The following is a 15,484-nucleotide window of genomic DNA, read 5'->3' as shown; positions in this document are numbered from 1 at the left end:
TTTTTAATACTAATTTATTTTTCTTCCTTTTCCTTCTTCTTATCAATTGTACCCTCTGTTAAACTATTATTTGCTTGCTCATGAGTTTCTTTCAAGCCTTTTGAAGCCTCATCTTTTTGATTCTTCTCGTTAGGCTGATGTGTTTTTCCTGCAGGGCTTGTTATTGATTCTTTATTCACTTTAAAACGCCTCCCATTATTTCTTGATGAAGTAAATTAATCTATTAGATTTATACCACCATTCACGAAACAGGAAACATTCTCTATTAGGAACCGGTTGACCGATAGTGGCGAACACCCACTATCCATACAAAAATACAGGGAAGGATAAATACTATTCCTGCTAGGGGTGTCAGCATATATAGCCATTCTTCCTTTCCTCCTTTACCAAGCAGGTAAAGTAAAGGTAAATAATTAACACTTCCAAAAGGAATCACAAAAGTAAAAAAACGCGTCACCCATTTTTGATAAATATTTAACGGATACTGCGCCATCTCCCTACCACCATCAGTAAAAATATTGGCAATTTCTAACCCTTGAATCGTCCAAAAGCTGAGGGTAGCTGCTAAAATAAAAATGCCAGTAAAAATAAAAACCCCACTTATAATCATTAATAGTAACGTTAAAATTTTCAAAAAACTCCAATCGATTGCTAAGTTACTTACAGCCCAACCTAGCACGATAACACTCTGCAAAAGTCTCCCAACTCTCGTAAACTCGAATTTTGAACCAAGGACCTGTACAAAGGTTGTCCTTGGTCTAACAAGTAATCTGTCAAAATCACCACTCGCAACAAGACTAGAGAAATTATCAAACCCTCTTGCAAAGCATTCACTTAATGCAAATGCCATATGAATGATAGCAAAACAAAGTGCAACCTCATAAAAATCCCAGCCCTTTATTTGTCCAAATCGCTCGAATAAAAAATATAATCCGGCAAAGGCAGAAAAGGGGACCAGAAATTGTCCTAATGACAATAACCAAAAAGATGTTCGATATTGCATTTGTGATTTAAATAATAATAGAAGGTATTGAAAATATAGTCTCATCTAAGCTTACCCTCCCTGTACAATGACTTTTTTCATCGCTTTTTGTAAAGCTATTTTCCCAAAGAAAACGAGTACTAACAGCCAAGCAAGCTGAATGAAGATTCCTTCCATTGCTTCTCCATTTGGAATATGACCAGAATAGACCCGGAATGGAAAATCAGCTGTTAATCGGAACGGCAGAAGATAAACGATTTGTTGTAACCACTCTGGCATTAATGGAATAGGAACAACCATCCCAGCAAAAAACTCTCCTACAACACCAAATACTAGAAGAGAACCCATCGGGGATAATGTAATAAATACGGAAATATAGATAAACATTGAAATAGCCACTAAAACCAATAATCCCAATAAAAGCGAGAGACAAAATAACAAGAACGTTTTGACATCTGGGGGTAACATCATCCGATAAGCTGGAGGCAGCAAAAAAGCCAGCAACAATATCGGAAAACACCTTAATAATGCGCTAGCTAACCGCTGTGCTAGTAACTTGCTAAACCAATATTCATAAATCCCAATTGGTCTACATAATTCATATGCAATATTTCCTGTTGTAATTAAATCAAATAACTCATTGTCGCGAAACCATAGCATTATAAATGCTAAAAAAGATTGTTGTAGCCATAAATAAGTGACCAATTCTTCTAAAGAAATTGGTTGATTCGAGCTCGCTTGTGCATAAAATGCCTGAAAAATCATGATATAAATAAATCCCCAGAAAAACTGTGTAGCAACACCTGCCAATGCTGCAGCACGGTACTGCATACCATTTAATAAACGCAATCTTAATACAGCCATATATGGTTTCATTGTCCTCATATCTCATACTCCTTATAGAGTTGTACAATGATATCTTCAATCGGCTGTGACATGACGGAAATATCGACTAAATCTAGTGAATGAGACAACTCCATGATTACTTCCGATACAGATATTTGCGTCGTATCTACACTCAGGATTGCTCTTTCTTCTGTCCGGGAGAGATTAATGGTCCCGGGAATTTGAATAGGTATATTACTAGACTTATAGTCTACCGTTATTGTTCGATGAGATCCAAAGCGATTTCTTAGTTCCTGTAGATTCCCATCATATAATAGGCTCCCTTTTCCGATTAGAATAACTCGATCACAAAGTGCTTCAATATCAAACATATCATGTGTTGTAAGGATAACCGTTACATTCTTCTGTTTATTGATTTTTTTTATAAAGTTTCTTACTGCAATTTTGCTAACTGCATCAAGACCGATGGTAGGTTCATCTAAGAATAGAATTTGTGGATTATGTATAAGGGAAGCTGCAATTTCACAACGCATCCGCTGTCCTAAACTGAGCTGTCTTACTGGTGAATGTAGGATATCTTTTAACTCGAGTGTGTCAATTAATAACGATAACGTTTCATCATACTCTTTATCTGGTATATGGTAAATATCTTTTAATAAAGCAAATGAATCGATGACCGGTACGTCCCACCATAGCTGGGATCGTTGCCCAAAGACGACACCAATATTTTTCACATATTCTACTCGATCCTTCCATGGTGTATAGCCCATTATTTCACAACTTCCACTATCTGGAACTAAGATGCCGCTCATTACTTTTATCGTAGTTGATTTCCCTGCTCCATTCGGACCAATATAACCGACAATTTCTCCTGGATTTATCGTAAAACTCACATCATTTAATGCATGGACAATCGTGTGCTCCCTAGAAACAAGGGCTTTTAGTCCTTCCACCAATCCTGTTGCTCGCTTAGCAACCTTAAAGGACTTATTTATCCCGTCTACTTTAATCAATGCTTCTCCCTCCTTTTCAAAAGAAGAATATAATAGCATTTTATTGAAGAATTTGTCAATGGTGTTTTTTGATTTTTTAAAATTTTCTTTCGCTCAAAATCAAGGGATAATAAAAAGAGGATGGGACATAACCTAAATAGATACTCTGTAAAGACGAACAATTTCTAATATAGCTAGTAAATAGCGGCTGCTTTCGCATACTTTTTACAAGAGGAAATATAATTAGTTGGAAAAACAGAGCAGCCGGAATACACGAAGACTCCTATGGGATTAGCGAGACAGTCTGAGACCCTGCAGGCCACAGGCCGAAGCGGCTCAGCGCGAGCCCCATGGAAAGCGAAGTGTATTCCGGCTGCGGGGAATCGCACCAAACTTCATGGAAACATCCTTTGAAAAACAAATAAAAGCCCGAACAATTATACGGAACATTCATTAGCATCTTCGTATAATTGTTCGGAATTATCCTTGGCTGGAATACTTATGTCCCAGCCTCTTAATTATTGTTTAGAAAGAAAACTTCCTATCAGTGGGAGATTTTCCTTATCCCTGCTAACACTTAGTGGGCCTTTACGGGTTAATCCAACACCTGGCTTTCTCCATTTTCCGTAGCTTAAAGTGGGGATCATGAGCAAGATAAGATATTATCGATAAGAATGTCTAACCCATTTAAGATGATAAATTACCAATAGTAAAATAAACCATACTGGTGTCACAAACAATGCGATTCTTGTATCCTCTGCAAGTGCTAGCACAACAAGAACAAACGCTAGAAAAAGGAGGATGATATAGTTAGCTACTGGAAACAGTGGCATTTTAAACTTATTTTTTGCTGCAAGCTCTGGTCTTGTTTTTCGATATTTCAGATGACAGAGAACCGTAATTGCCCATATATAAATAAAACAAACAGTAGATATACTTGTAATTAACGTAAACACACCTTCTGGCATGATATAATTTAAAATAACAGCAATTAAAACGACAATAACCGAGAAGAACAAAGCATTAGAGGGAACATGATGTTTGGTTAATTTAGCTAGTGCCTCTGGTGCATTCTTTTCCTTTGCTAAAGCATACGTCATTCTACTTGTACTAAAAATTGCACTATTACAAGCCGATGCAGCCGAAGTCAAAACAACAAAGTTAACAATTCCTGCAGCAGCGGTTATACCGACCGCCAGGAAAACCTGAACAAATGGACTTTTTGCTGGATTAATAGCATTCCAAGGGTAAATACTCATAATAATAAGCAATGCCCCTACATAAAAAATCAACACTCGTATAGGAATATTGTTAATTGCTTTTGGAATAACCTTTTCAGGATTTTCTGTCTCACCAGCTGTTAAACCTACTAGTTCAATGCCTACAAAGGCAAAAACAACCATTTGGAAAGACAAAATAAATCCATTCATCCCATTCGGAAACATGCCATCATGGCTCCACAAATTAGTAAAACTTGATGGTCCTGCATCTGTTGAAAAACCTTTTACAATCATGATAAAACCAATGATGATTAAAGCAATAATCGCAATTATTTTGATTAAGGCAAACCAAAACTCCATTTCTCCAAATAACTTAACTGTCGCTAAATTCATAATTAGTAAGACAATCAAAGCTATTAATCCGGGTACCCATTGAGGAATATTCGGAAACCAAAATTGAGTGTACATACCAATTGCAGTTAGGTCCGCCATTGCAATGGAAATCCAACAAAACCAATAGGTCCATCCCGTTACAAAAGCGACTCTTCTTCCAAAATAATCATTAACAAAATCAACAAATGAATGATACTCTAGATTGGATAAAAGCAGTTCCCCTAAAGCACGCATAATCAAAAAACAGATAATACCCGTAATGATGTAAGCAAACAAAATGGAGGGTCCAGCTAAATGAATAGACTTACCCGCACCGAGAAACAGTCCTGTACCTATTGCTCCACCAATCGCAATTAATTGAACATGTCTGTTTTTCAAGCCTCTAGACAATGTTTCTTGTTGCATTTTAAATCACTCTCTTTTCAGTTGTACTATTTAAATATATTATGTAACAAAGTCAACGAATTATAGTTTAGCACATTCTAAGACAAGATACACGAATCTGTTTACTTCTTGATAGATATAGGAATTTATCTCTATTTAATGGCTAATTTTATTTTTTTAACATATGCTAAAAATGGGTATATACTAGTAATATTTCCATTCTATGTCATGAAAAATGATCTTGTTTTATGCGAAAAATCTATTAATTGGTTGCAATGCAAATATCAGTATCCTACAATATTTGATAGAAGTATCTTTAGGTAGAATGAGCATCGCTAAGTATGTTCAAAATATAGGAGGAAGCAATCATGCCCAATACATACCAAGGAACAAAATTAAAAGTATTCTCTCTTAATTCAACACCAGAACTTGCCCAAGAAATTGTGGAACATCTAGGTACAGAATTAGGAAAGTGTACAGTCAAAAAATTCAGCGATGGCGAAATTCAAATCAATATTGAAGAAAGTGTACGTGGTTGTGAAGTATTTGTTATCCAGTCCACTTCCGATCCCGTAAATCAAAGTATTATGGAATTGCTTATCATGATTGATGCTTTAAAACGAGCTTCCGTCAATACTATCAATGTGGTTATTCCTTATTATGGTTATGCGCGTCAAGATAGAAAAGCACAGCCGAGAGAGCCAATTACCGCTAAATTAATTGCCAATTTAATTCAAAAATCTGGTGCAGACCGTGTGATAACTTTGGATCTTCATGCACCACAAACGATGGGCTTCTTTAATATTCCAGTGGACCAATTAGTTGGTATCCCGCTACTTGCTGATTATTTAAATACGAAAGAATTTTCCCATGATGTTGTGGTAGTAGCGCCAGACCACGGTAGTGTTACTCGTGCACGTGAGCTTGCCGACCGCTTAAAAGCACCTATTGCCATCATTGATAAACGTGGTCCGAAAGATATTGGTCCTCGTGAAGTAAACGTTGTCGGTAATATTGAAGGAAAAACCGCGATTATTATCGACGATATCGTCGATACATCTTACCGAATTACGACTGCAACGAAAGCATTACTTGATAATGGAGCCGAGGAAGTATACGCATGTTGTATCCATCCCGTTTTATCTGAACCAGCTATTGATATGATTCAAGAATCACAAATTAAAGAATTGATTGTCACTAATAGCATACCGCTTCCAGAAGAAAAGAGAATCTCCAAAATCACACAGCTATCTATTGCTGAATTACTTAGTGATGCGATTATCCGCGTTTATGAGAATAAATCAGTTAGTGTCTTGTTTAAATAAGGCTATTTGTGCAAAGGTTGTCCAATTGGACAGCCTTTTTGTTTTTAGGAAATTCGTATTCTAACTACGTACAAATAGACTCCGGCAAAATACTTCCTCTTTTTTTGCCTTGGAGTCTATCGTTTTTACTTTACCTGTTTCCTAGCTTTAGATTACTCTCATCGTAACAATTCCATCAATTCCTTTTAGTTGCTGAGATAGCAGTGGAATAATGTGATCTGCTACTTGATTGTCAATATCGATCATCGTGTAAGCATAGTCACCGCGACTTCTATTTACCATATCTGCAATATTCAACTGATAGGTGGAAATTACTTGTGTAATCTGTCCAACCATATTAGGAACATTTAAATGGAAGGCTGTTACACGACGTTTCCCTGTGTATGGAATAGAGGCATTTGGAAAGTTAACAGAGTTCTTAATGTTGCCAGTTTCCAAGAAATCCTTTACTTGTCTTGCTGCCATTACGGCACAATTTTCTTCTGATTCTTCTGTAGATGCTCCAAGATGCGGAATCGCAATCGTATTTTTCATTTGGAGAACATTTTCATTTGGAAAATCTGTGATATAGCGTCCTATCCTTCCTTCTTCCAATGCGACAGCCATGTCTATTTCATTAACCAGTTCTCCGCGAGAGAAGTTTAAAATTTGTGTACCTGGTTTCATGAAATCAAATGCTTGTTTGTTAAACATTCCTTTCGTGTCTTCTGTTAATGGTACATGGACCGTTATATAATCAGACTCTGCAAATAGCTGTTCTAATGTCATTGCTCGCTGTACATTACGTGATAAATTCCAGGCTGTATCTACAGAAAGAAATGGATCATATCCAATAACATCCATATCAAGAGCAAGAGCATCGTTAGCAACAAGTGCCCCAATTGCTCCTAAACCAATTACACCTAGTGTTTTCCCTTTGATTTCATGACCAACAAATTGTTTTTTGCCGGCTTCCACAAGTTTTGGAACTTGATCACCTTCCGTAGCGATTGTTTTCGTCCATGATACTCCTTCAAATAAATTGCGAGAAGAAGCCATCAACGACATCAGCACCATTTCTTTTACCGCATTTGCATTCGCACCTGGTGTATTAAATACAACGATCCCTTGTGCTGTACATTGTTCAACCGGAATATTATTGACACCTGCCCCTGCGCGGGCGATTGCCTTTAACTTATCTCCCAGTTCCAGTCCGTGCATATTAAAACTGCGCAAAAGAATCGCATCAGGATTATTACTTGTATCATCCATTGTATAATTGCCTTTTTTAAATACATTTAGGCCACTTGCTGCAATATTATTTAAGGTCTTAATTGTTTTTACTTCTTTTACAGTCGTAGTGCTCATCTCCATTGCTCCCTTTTTCATCATTTATATTCTTTATAAGCTTGGAAAATACTCTTTCCTTTTTAAACCAAAATAGTTTAAAAAAGAAAAAGGCAAGGAGTTATAATTCCCTTACCTCTGCCCAGGCGAACGGCATACGACGCTATGTGCTCCCCTACGGTTATCCGTATTTCGCCAGTTACACACAGCCTTTAGATTGCCTTTATTCTATCAGACTATTCAGTAATCATCAATTACTAATTTCTTATGAATTTCGTTCTTTTTCATGCTTTTTTTAGAACAGTTTATTGATATAACTTATTTTTCTTTATATACTCATAGCACCTTTCTGGTAAAAGATACCTCGGTTCTCCTCCCATTGAAAGCTCCTCTCTTATATAGGTAGAACTTATTTCCATGGCTAACCCTTTATCTAACAAATGAAAAGTTTTTCCATCGTCATGATTGCGGAGGATCGGCGATCGGCTAATCGTAGATAACATATCAATTCCATTTCGTGCCATGACAATAAATCGATTTTCTGCTATCAATTCCTCTCCTTTGCTCCACTTACCTTGGCCAATATCAACAAGTAAATCCGCTCCCATAATAAAGTAGACTTTATCCTTAGGGAATAGCTTTTTAAAATAATTCATCGTATGATACGTATAAATTTCCCAGCCATCTTGCTTCATTTCATAGTCATCTATAGCAAACTTATCATTATTCTCAATAGCCATATTCACCATCTCTAGACGATGTTCATCTGCTGTTTCCATCGTTTTATCTCTTCTTTTACTCGAACAGGGTAGAAAGATAACTTTATCCAACCTGCAACGATGGGCAACAGTACTTGCCGTCCATAAATGAACATTAGTAATTGGATCAAAGGATGATCCGTAAACCCCTATTTTCCCCAATTATTGCCTCTCCCCTTTCACGTTAATTTTGGTTAGCCTTCGCCTTCATTTTTTCGATATAGTTCCGCTTATTTTCCCAGCATGCTTTACTTAAATCTACTGGATACTCTTCTGGATTAAGTGTTCTTTTATATTCATTCCAAAGAAACTTTAAGTTCTCCTTAACCTTTATTTGAATAGCAGTTAATTCTGGTGTTTGAATTTGGACATGTCCATTCTTTATAACTTGCTGATGTAATTCAATTGCTCTATAATTTGTGACAACCTTATTCAAATACGGGTGAATTGGATGAAACATTTTTAAAGGTTCTTGCGTGATGCTTTCTGATGCTAGTGTAATATAATCTCCCTCTGCATGATTGTTCTCATTATTAATAATTCGATACACTCTTTTCTGCCCCGGTGTAGAAATCTTTTCCGGATTTCCAGATAATTTAATCGTATCCTCCATTACGCCGTTTTCACTTTCAAAACTAACTAATTTATAAACAGCGCCTAATGCAGCCTGATCATATGCTGTAATTAGCTTTGTTCCAATCCCCCAAATATCAATCTTTGCTCCTTCTGCAAGCAAATTCATAATGGTGTACTCATCTAAATCATTAGAGGCAATAATTTTTGTATCTTTGTATCCTGCTTCATCTAACATTTCTCTTGCTTTCTTAGAAAGATACGCTAAATCACCGCTATCTAAGCGAATTCCTTTAAAGCGAATTCTATCACCAAATTCCTTTGCTACCTTAATTGCATTTGGTACACCAGATCGAAGCGTATCATATGTATCTACAAGGAAAACACATTCTGTTTGCGTACTAGCATAGCTTTTAAAAGCTTTGTATTCATCTTGATAAGCTTGAACTAGTGCATGAGCATGTGTACCAGACACAGGAATACGAAAGATTTTTCCAGCCCTTACATTACTAGTAGCCGAAAACCCGCCAATAAAAGCAGCCCTTGTTCCCCATATCGCAGCATCCATTTCCTGTGCTCTTCGTGTTCCAAACTCCATCGCCGTTTGATCTCCAATTACCTGCTTCATTCTGGCTGATTTTGTTGCAATTAGCGTTTGATAATTAACAATATTTAACAAAGTAGTCTCTATTAATTGCGCCTCTGCAATAGGAGCTTCTACTCTAAGAATTGGTTCATTAGCAAATACCAACTCCCCTTCCTCCATACAATAGATGTCTCCAGAAAAAGTTAAATTTTTCAAATAGGCAAGAAAATCTTCCTTATAACCAACTTCGTTTCTTAAGTAGGCAATATCACTATCTGTAAAACGACAATTTTGTATATAGTTTAAAATTCGTTCTAATCCCGCAAAAACGGCAAAACCATTACCAAATGGAAGCTTACGAAAATAAAGTTCAAATACTGCTTTTCGTTTATGTATCCCATCTCTCCAGTATGTCTCCATCATATTAATTTGATAAAGATCTGTATGAAGCATAAGACTGTCATCCGCATAGTTCATCTATTTTCCTCCTCTTGCTAAATTAATTTCTAGTTCTAAAAACATTGTCTATTGCCATAGCATGTGACAAATCTCTCTTTGTTATATAAATATCCTTTTCATTGTCAAATCATTCTCTTTTGACAAAGCTTTTACACAGGTATAGAAAAATTATTTTTCCATAAAAGAGCGATTAGCCATTATCCAAGTGACTCTTTTCGATACTTTGTTGTGCTTCCACTAGGAGCTCGTCTTTTACTAAGGCTTTTTTCTACAGGATTGATGTTTTTTCAATAGAAAAAAAGAATTAGTTGGAAAAATGGAGCAACCGGAATACACGAAGACGGCCACGGGGACTAGCCAGACAGTCTGAAACTCCCGGAAGCGAAGCTGAGGAGACTCAAGCGTGTATTCCAGCTGTGGGTAATCGCAACAAACTTTACGAAAACAGCCTTTATTAATGATTGAAACCAGCAAAAAAAAAAGCAAGTAGGTCAAATATAACCACTTGCTTTGTCTCATTCTTTTTAAAACTTTACTTTTTCTAAAAATAATCCGTTGGCTTCTGCCATCATGCCTATCTGACTACGATCTTTTTCTGCAATAATAGTTGGAATAGTATCTCCATCTATTTTTCCTAGCCCAACCTCAATAAGTGTTCCAACCATTTTTCTGACCATATTGTAAAGAAAACCATCGCCGCTTACACGAATTTCAATAAATCCAGCTTCCTCTTTTATATCAATAAAATAAATTTCCCTAACCATTGATTTCTTCTTTGATTTCGCATTTGAAAAAGTAGTAAAGTCATGTTTTCCGACAAAATGAACTGCAGCTTGCTCCATTTTATTTTTATTTAATCGTTTCTCTACATGCATACTATATTTACGCATAAATGGATTGCTATACGATTTATTCCAAATTTTATACAAATATATCTTATCCTTTGCATTATATCTTGCATGAAAACGATCTGAAACATTTTCTACTTTCAAAAGGCTAATATCATTCGGTAAATAGTGATTAACATAATCCATTACTTCTGTTTCAGTCATGTCTTTATTCATCTTGAAATTCGCAACCTGAGATAAAGCGTGTACCCCTGCATCCGTTCTGCTGCAGCCAATAATTTCTATTTTTTCTCCAGCCATTTCTGTTAGGACATTTTCAATTTTCCCTTGAATCGATTGGTCTCCATTACCAAGGCGTTGCCACCCTTTGTAACGTCCACCGTCATATTGAATAAGCAATTTATAATTTTTCATTTGTTCTCCTGTTCTCTTCTTTTTTGTTCTTAAAGGATTATTGTTTTTCAATACAATAAATTTAAAAATACTGAACAGCTTGAATACCGGTAGGCTCATGCGAGAGCTATCAAAATATATTCAGGCTGCGGGTATAAACCTAAAGAATATCCCTCATTATACACTATTATCTCTATCATTATCATTGGCTGAAAAGTAAGATTATAACGGAAATACTCCTTTTTTATAAATTTTTTTATTTAATTTATTTCCTAAATAAAAGAATCAATGTTAGAGTAAGATATAGCAATAAACTATATAAAGAGTTGTAGGTGATCATTAATGATTGAAATTAAAACATCTCCTTTAAGTGATGGAGAATTTAATAGAGGCGTATTTGCTACATGCGATATTAAAAAAGGGACCTTATTTCATGAAGCCCCAGTAGTTCCTTATCCAAATGACCAACATAAGTATATTGAAAAAACAGTACTAGAAGATTATGTTTATGAATATGGCATTAATCACAGTGCAGTTGTTTTAGGCTATGGCATGCTTTTTAACCATTCCTATGAACCAAATGCCACTTATGAAATCAATTTTGATAAGCACACCTTTGACTATTTCGCTTATAAGGATATAAAAGCTGGCGAAGAAATTTTGATAAATTACAATGGTGAAGTCGATGATTATGAGCCATTATGGTTTAATAAAGACAAAGAAGAAGATTAAGAAGAAAAAAGGCTCGATGTTATATCGAGCCTTTAGTTTGTCGACAAAAAGATTTTTAGAAACTCACATTGAATTTTCATGCGTTGCTTGGAGTGGAAGGGTGAGTCTCCTGTGGGATTAGCGAGGAGGGCACAGAAAAATGGCTAGTTTATGATGATGGACAATAGCCACTTTTTAAACATAAGATGATGGCTTTGTTTTCCGAGGCGTCCGCTCGCTTTCCATGGGACGAAAAGCAACATCTCTATTCAAAGAGACTAATAAAATATACTATAGACAAACCTCTATTTCTATAATTCAGGGGTTTGTCTACAGCCTGAGGCTCGATGCTATATCGAGCCTTTTTTCTTCTTCCACTTTGATTCGTATTCCGCTTTTTCATGATGTACTTCCTTTAATAGACTTACCGTCATTAAAATCATAATAACAGAAAAAGGGAGAGCCGCAATGATCATCATATTTTGCAAGGCTTGTAATCCGCCAGAATAAAGCAACACAAGTGAGATCGTTGTAAGCAAGAGTCCCCAAATAATTTTGATTCTATTACTAGGATTTTGTATTCCATTTGCTGAGAGCATTCCTAATACGAATGTACCTGAGTCTGCCGAGGTAATAAAGAATACTCCTATGAGCACAATGGCCAAAATTGATAAAACAGAACTCAGAGGATAATGCTCTAAAAGTGCAAATAGTGTTTCTTCTGTAGCAAAAGTGGAGATAGAACCTAATCCTTTATGTTCTATCAACATCGCATTTCCGCCAAATACAGTAAACCATAAAAATCCAATTAAAGAGGGAATAAATAATACGTAAGTAACAAATTCACGAATTGTTCTTCCTTTGGAGATACGGGCAATAAAGATTCCAACAAAAGGCGACCATGCAATCCACCAAGCCCAATAAAAAATCGTCCAAGCATCTATCCATTGTCGATTTTCTCCATTTAAAGGAGCAATTCGAAAACTCATCCGAATGAGATTTTGCAAATACGTACCAATCGTATCTGTAAATAAATTTAGAATAAAAACAGTATTTCCTAATATAAAAACAAATAAAAATAAGATAAAAGCTAAAATCATATTGGCATTACTGAGGATTTTAATTCCCTTGCCTAAACCAGAAATTGCCGAAAGTAAAAATAACACGGTGACTATAATGATAATAATAAATTGCGTTAAAAAACTTGATGGAATGCCATAAAGAAAGGACAGTCCTCCGTTAATTTGCACTGCCCCAAATCCAAGCGTTGTGGCAATACCTGTGACAGTTGCAAAAACAGCAATAATATCAATGATCCTTCCCAATCTCCCATCCATCGAATCCCCTAATAAAGGCTTCAAAGTTGAACTTATTAATGAATTTCTCCCCTTCCTAAAAGTAGTATAGGCAAGGCTTAAGGCCACAATTCCATATACTGCCCAAGCATGGATTCCCCAATGGAAATAGGTAAATCTCATTGCATCTCTCATTCCTTGATCTGTGCCAATTTCATTCGTGGGAGAACTTATTGCATAATGGCTTAAGGGTTCGGCTGTCCCATAAAAGACAAGACCTATTCCCATTCCAGCACTAAAAAGCATCGCTAACCATACTAGTCGCGAGAACTCAGGCTTATCTTCTTGTTTTCCTAATTTAATTTTCCCTACAGGGCTTATCAATAAATATAAACAAATGATTACGAAAAACGTAACCACCATTAAATAATACCAACCAAATGAATCAGTAATAAAAGATTGCGCATTAGCTGAAGTTTGTTCAAGTGTTTCTGGAGCAAAAACTCCCACTAATACAAGCAATAATAAAATGATTACAGAAACATTAAAGACAAGATAATTTTTAAACTTCATATAAATAAATTCTCCTTCTAATCGAATAAAGATGTATGTAGATTTGTGCTTAGTTATTATATCCGTTATCAGGAGAATTAAACAAATACTAGTCTCTTCAGCTTTCTAAAGCAGATATCATTTTTCCTGGTTGCTTACTGGACTCGATAATAGCTTCTAAAACTTGTTGATTCAGGACACCTGCCTGAAAATCTGGAAAACCTAATCCTACCTCACCTTTTAGCATTTTGGCGAAATCTTCCCATTCGGTCAAGTATGCCGTTTTAGGAACATGCATTTTTTTCTCCACAAGTTCAGCCGTTTTTTCATCGAAATAGATCAAATGCACGATGTTTTCTTCCTTTGTACTTGCATGGATAGTTCCTTTATCACCATAAATGGACACTTCATGCTGATTCCCTGAGCCTATAGCATTTCTTGTAGTCTGAAACGTACCAACTATGCCCGTTTCCATCCTAGCCTGAAAACACGCAAAGTCATCAATAACGAATTCCTTCCATTCATTTGATTGTTCACTTCTCCTTTTTGTAATAAAACTTTCCATTTTAGCTGATACTTCTTGAAATGGACCAAATAAATAATGGGCCATATCAATCATATGAGAACCTAAATCACCTAATACTCCTGTTCCTGTGACTGTAGGATTAAAACGCCAAACATAAGGAGTATCATAAGGAGGCGCTCCCCAGCCTTGCAAATACTGAATGGAAAAACTCCTTACTTGACCGATTTCTCCTTTATCCAGTAATGCCTTTACAAATCGAAATGCAGGTGTATATCGATAACTAAACCCTACCATACAAGGAATAGGGTGTTTCTTATATTTTTCAGCAAGTTGTATAGCTTCCGCATAATCCAATGTAAATGGCTTTTCTGTCAAGATCGGCATATTCTTTTCCATACAATATGCCAAAATAGGTGCATGCACATTATTTGGTGTGATCGAAACAACAGCATCTACTTTTTGAGAATCAATTAACTTCCGGAAATCTCTATATTGGTTTTCTGATTTAATAGCTAATTGCTCGCCGACTTTTTGTAGGGTTAAGTTATTCACATCACAGATTGCCTTTATTTTAAACGTTCCGACATTTTGTAATCCCCTTATATGAGATTGGGCCATCCCACCAACTCCAATTAAACCTATACGTATTGGTTCCATCACGCTTCTTCTCCTTTTTTAATTTCATATTTTGAAAAAATCCTTTTAAATATAAATGAATTTACAAAAGCTAAAATGGAAAATCCACCGAAAGTAATAAAATAGACTCCTGTCAAAAACCCAGTAAAAGATGATAAAAAGAATACAATAGGCACTGCATTAATTAGGATTAACAGAAAAAGATATGGAAAATGAAAACCTCCCATCAATAAAGAATTTAGAATCGCTGTTTTTATTGAATCCTCAAATCTAGCTATATAGGGAAAAATAATTAGCAATAATGTAAGGTATAAAAAGCCAAAGAAAAGTGTCAGGCTCATAAAAATGACTTTCCAAATTCCATGTGCGTAGACAAGATAATAAATATCTCCAAGTAGAATAACAGCAATTCCTATCAAGAGAAACCAAACCAACGAACTTTGTTTTAAATTCTTTTTAAATGCTTTGGTAAAGTTTCTCCAAACTGATGGATCTTCTCCTCTTGCCATCTTAAAACTAACTGTATACAAAGCTGTAAGCGAAGCACCTATCGTCACAACTGGAAGAGAAAAAAGGATAAAAATAAGATTCAGCAAAAGAACATCTACGATTCTAGCTAAATTCCTGCCGATGGGACCTTCGAGTTGAAAGAATGAACCCATATTTCATTCACCTGCCA

14 protein-coding genes and 1 riboswitch are annotated in these 15,484 nt (G+C 35.8%); of the genes, 2 read left to right on the top strand and 12 right to left on the bottom strand.

What is annotated here, in order from left to right; all coding sequences use genetic code 11:
• Positions 1–14: 14 nt before the first annotated feature.
• From HHU08_RS08600 to HHU08_RS08580, 5 genes are all read right to left on the bottom strand, one after another.
• A complete protein-coding gene (locus HHU08_RS08600; protein ID WP_016200829.1) occupies positions 15–179 on the bottom strand; it encodes a YozQ family protein in 165 nt (54 codons plus the stop codon).
• A gap of 86 nt (positions 180–265) precedes the next feature.
• Positions 266–1,048 carry an ABC transporter permease gene (locus tag HHU08_RS08595; protein ID WP_016200828.1) on the bottom strand — a complete coding sequence of 261 codons (783 nt, stop codon included), beginning with the start codon at positions 1,046–1,048 and terminating at the stop codon, positions 266–268.
• A 6-nt stretch (positions 1,049–1,054) separates the two neighbouring features.
• Entirely contained in the window at positions 1,055–1,858 is an 804-nt protein-coding gene (locus HHU08_RS08590; protein WP_040342407.1) for an ABC transporter permease, read from the bottom strand.
• 5 nt (positions 1,859–1,863) lie between these two features.
• The gene (locus tag HHU08_RS08585) at positions 1,864–2,841 is read right to left on the bottom strand and encodes an ABC transporter ATP-binding protein (RefSeq protein WP_016200826.1); all 978 of its coding nucleotides are present in this window, start codon (positions 2,839–2,841) and stop codon (positions 1,864–1,866) included.
• A 641-nt stretch (positions 2,842–3,482) separates the two neighbouring features.
• Positions 3,483–4,838: an amino acid permease gene (locus HHU08_RS08580; protein WP_101730142.1), complete on the bottom strand. Its 1,356-nt coding sequence runs from the start codon at positions 4,836–4,838 to the stop codon at positions 3,483–3,485.
• 347 nt (positions 4,839–5,185) lie between these two features.
• Between HHU08_RS08580 and HHU08_RS08575 the strand changes: the two genes are divergently transcribed.
• Entirely contained in the window at positions 5,186–6,142 is a 957-nt protein-coding gene (locus HHU08_RS08575) for a ribose-phosphate diphosphokinase (RefSeq protein ID WP_101730143.1), read from the top strand.
• Between the two features lie 147 nt (positions 6,143–6,289).
• Here the strand turns inward: HHU08_RS08575 and HHU08_RS08570 are convergent, their stop codons facing one another.
• From HHU08_RS08570 to truA, 4 genes are all read right to left on the bottom strand, one after another.
• Positions 6,290–7,489 (bottom strand): phosphoglycerate dehydrogenase, encoded by a 1,200-nt coding sequence (locus HHU08_RS08570; protein WP_101730144.1) that lies wholly within the window; start codon positions 7,487–7,489, stop codon positions 6,290–6,292.
• Positions 7,490–7,601: 112 nt separating this feature from the next.
• Positions 7,602–7,681: riboswitch (ZMP/ZTP riboswitch) on the bottom strand.
• Between the two features lie 92 nt (positions 7,682–7,773).
• The gene (gene nadD / locus HHU08_RS08565; protein WP_169188281.1) at positions 7,774–8,388 is read right to left on the bottom strand and encodes a nicotinate (nicotinamide) nucleotide adenylyltransferase; all 615 of its coding nucleotides are present in this window, start codon (positions 8,386–8,388) and stop codon (positions 7,774–7,776) included.
• Between the two features lie 22 nt (positions 8,389–8,410).
• Complete coding sequence (locus HHU08_RS08560) at positions 8,411–9,862, bottom strand: nicotinate phosphoribosyltransferase (protein ID WP_169188280.1); 1,452 nt, start codon at positions 9,860–9,862, stop codon at positions 8,411–8,413.
• 506 nt (positions 9,863–10,368) lie between these two features.
• Complete coding sequence (gene truA, locus HHU08_RS08555) at positions 10,369–11,106, bottom strand: tRNA pseudouridine(38-40) synthase TruA (RefSeq protein ID WP_101730145.1); 738 nt, start codon at positions 11,104–11,106, stop codon at positions 10,369–10,371.
• A gap of 321 nt (positions 11,107–11,427) precedes the next feature.
• On the opposite strand from truA, the gene HHU08_RS08550 reads away from it, so the two are divergent.
• Complete coding sequence (locus HHU08_RS08550) at positions 11,428–11,817, top strand: SET domain-containing protein (protein WP_016200818.1); 390 nt, start codon at positions 11,428–11,430, stop codon at positions 11,815–11,817.
• 329 nt (positions 11,818–12,146) lie between these two features.
• Here the strand turns inward: HHU08_RS08550 and HHU08_RS08545 are convergent, their stop codons facing one another.
• The 3 genes from HHU08_RS08545 to HHU08_RS08535 all read right to left on the bottom strand — a co-directional run bounded on the left by HHU08_RS08545 (position 12,147) and on the right by HHU08_RS08535 (position 15,467).
• Positions 12,147–13,664: a glycine betaine uptake BCCT transporter gene (locus tag HHU08_RS08545; RefSeq protein ID WP_169188279.1), complete on the bottom strand. Its 1,518-nt coding sequence runs from the start codon at positions 13,662–13,664 to the stop codon at positions 12,147–12,149.
• A 97-nt stretch (positions 13,665–13,761) separates the two neighbouring features.
• Positions 13,762–14,826: a Gfo/Idh/MocA family protein gene (locus HHU08_RS08540; protein ID WP_169188278.1), complete on the bottom strand. Its 1,065-nt coding sequence runs from the start codon at positions 14,824–14,826 to the stop codon at positions 13,762–13,764.
• A complete protein-coding gene (locus HHU08_RS08535; RefSeq protein ID WP_016200814.1) occupies positions 14,826–15,467 on the bottom strand; it encodes a YesL family protein in 642 nt (213 codons plus the stop codon). Before HHU08_RS08535 ends, HHU08_RS08540 begins: the two co-directional genes overlap by 1 nt.
• Between the last annotated feature and the right edge of the window lie 17 nt (positions 15,468–15,484).

The sequence above is a fragment of the Niallia alba genome (assembly GCF_012933555.1).
Taxonomy (GTDB): domain Bacteria; phylum Bacillota; class Bacilli; order Bacillales; family Cytobacillaceae; genus Niallia; species Niallia alba.
The sequence above is the reverse complement of the archived record's forward strand: the minus strand, read 5'-3'. Positions and strand labels throughout refer to the sequence as shown.